Raw genomic sequence first — 1,512 nt, forward strand, 5'->3', positions numbered from 1 at the left:
TATATATATAGTGGAAGATAGTTATAAAAATTTAAAAAAACAATTAAATAAATTTTTAGTAACGGCAATTTTTACAGAAAGAGTTTTATTAATTGAGGGACCTTCAGAAAGAATTTTATTCGAAAAAATATTAAGTGAAATAAATCCCGAATATGAGTTAGAAGGAGCATATATTTTGGAGGTCTTTGGAATAACGTTTAAAAAGTATAGAGATATACTTACAGCCTTAAATATCAAGGTTTTTGTTAAAACCGATAATGATTTAAAAGGCAAAAGAGGTAGTAATAAATACGATTTATTAGGTATTAATAGAGGTTTAGAACTCGTTAATAAAACTAAGAAGGCTCCTGTAACTATAAAGATTATTAATGTGAATGATAAAAAAGAGAAATATATAAAGTTGACTAAGAAAAAACTTGAAATATTTTCAAACTTGAAATTTTGTATTAAGAATTTGAAGAAGAACGATATCTATATATCGGAAATAGATTTAGAGCATGATTTAGAGAAAGCATTAGGAAAAGATAGATTGAAGGATTTACTTGGTAAGGAAGAACCGGTGAAATATTTACAAGCAGCAAAACTCATTAATATGGTTGAATTATCAAACATATTAACCAAAGATGATTGTGAAAAAATATTTAACGATGAGCGATTTTTAGCACTTAAAAGGTTGGTGGAAAATATTGATTCTTGATCAGGAAGTTAGAAATGAAATTACTACTAATGGAATAAAAAATATTGCGATTTCTGCTAGCGCTGGATGTGGTAAAACAACAATTCTAAAAAGTAAAATTAAGCATGTAATTGAAGAAATAGAGAATCATAAGACTGTAGTAGCTATTACATTTACTATAAAAGCTACAGAGGAATTGAAAGAAAGAATATTAAAATTAAATATTGACAAGCAAGTTGTGATTTCAACAAATGATAGTTTTGTTGAAAATGAAATAATAAGACCATTTTTAAAAGATATATTAATTGAACAAGGTAAAGGAGATTTTACAGTTAGTTATTCTAAAACACATAAATTTAAAGATTTTGATGGCGGAATAACACTTCTTAGAGAGAAAAATTTGTTAGGAACTTATTATAATACTCATAAAAATTTTAAGTTTCAATTGGCATTAGATATATTAAAGAATTCACTAGCTGCTAGACAATACCTTATTTCTAAGTATAAGATGCTATTTTTAGATGAATATCAAGATAGCGACGAAGACATGCATAATTTATTTATGTATATTAAAGATAATTTAGGATTATTTTTATTTATTGTTGGGGATCCTAAGCAAGCAATATATTTATGGAGAGGAGCTAAAGAAAATATATTCGATTCATTAGATAGTAGTTTCTCTAAATTTGAGTTAGTTCATAACTTCAGATCACATCCCAATATCACAAATTTTGCTAATCTTATTCATAATGATGGTTATATGGAAAATAAATGTGAAATATTAAATGATGAAGTACAAATAATTAACTCAGATAATTTTTTAGAATCTATAATAG

2 protein-coding genes are annotated in these 1,512 nt (G+C 25.5%); both read left to right on the top strand.

The window, feature by feature from the left end:
- Nucleotides 1-697, top strand: a 697-nt coding sequence (locus PVA17_RS24730) for an ATP-dependent endonuclease (RefSeq protein WP_274069335.1), incomplete at its 5' end; no start/stop codon positions are given.
- Nucleotides 687-1,512: UvrD-helicase domain-containing protein (locus PVA17_RS24735; RefSeq protein WP_274069336.1), on the top strand; the 826-nt coding region annotated here is incomplete at its 3' end. The genes PVA17_RS24730 and PVA17_RS24735, both read left to right, overlap by 11 nt.

This window comes from Lysinibacillus sp. CNPSo 3705 (assembly GCF_028674935.1).
Taxonomy (GTDB): domain Bacteria; phylum Bacillota; class Bacilli; order Bacillales_A; family Planococcaceae; genus Lysinibacillus.